Genomic DNA, 619 nt, shown 5'->3' on the forward strand with positions numbered 1-619 from the left:
CTTTGGCGGTCACGATTGGGCTGACCAGCGCCTGCTCGATCCTGCCCACGAGCGAGCCTGTGGACCTGTATCGCTTGCCGGTCAACCAGGTCAGCCGCAGCGCGCCGCCGCTGGACTGGTCATTGCGCCTGAACAAACCGCTGGCCAGCGAGGTATTGGCCGGGCCACGGATTGCGGTCATCCCGCAGGGCAATGTGGTCAGCAGCTACAAGGGCGCGCGCTGGAGCGATCCGGCCCCGATGCTGCTGCGCAACCGGCTGCTCGACGGCTTTCAGCGCGACGGCCAGGTGCAGCGCCTGAGCGCCGACGAGTAACCGTCTGGCCAACTCACCCCTCAGCACACAGACCAGCTCGGACAAGAACGGGTGGAAAACAAAGCCTTGCCCGCAGGTATACCCATTGAATAAGCCTGTATCTGACGTAGGTCATGCAGAGCCTGCCAGCGGGTCGCAATCGACGATGGCTTCATTGTATACTTCGGCTCCGCATACCCCTTGAGCTACAGGAACACCAGCATGACTGTACTCCAAACGCTCTACTGGCAGCCTACGCCGCCTTAGCGCTACGCCCCCTCGCAACACCTCGCCTCCGCCAGTTTCGCTCGCGGCTGCGTACTGCT

2 protein-coding genes are annotated in these 619 nt (G+C 63.0%); one reads left to right on the top strand and one right to left on the bottom strand.

Going from position 1 to position 619, the window contains the following annotated elements; translation table 11 throughout:
- The coding region (locus QWI17_RS10550; protein ID WP_302722468.1) for an ABC-type transport auxiliary lipoprotein family protein at positions 1 to 314 on the top strand (314 nt) is incomplete at its 5' end.
- A gap of 111 nt (positions 315 to 425) precedes the next feature.
- Here the strand turns inward: QWI17_RS10550 and QWI17_RS10555 are convergent.
- A partial coding sequence (locus QWI17_RS10555) for a hypothetical protein (protein ID WP_302722469.1) occupies positions 426 to 619 on the bottom strand: 194 nt, incomplete at its 5' end.

Source organism: Gilvimarinus gilvus (genome assembly GCF_030518155.1).
In the GTDB taxonomy this organism is placed as follows: domain Bacteria; phylum Pseudomonadota; class Gammaproteobacteria; order Pseudomonadales; family Cellvibrionaceae; genus Gilvimarinus; species Gilvimarinus gilvus.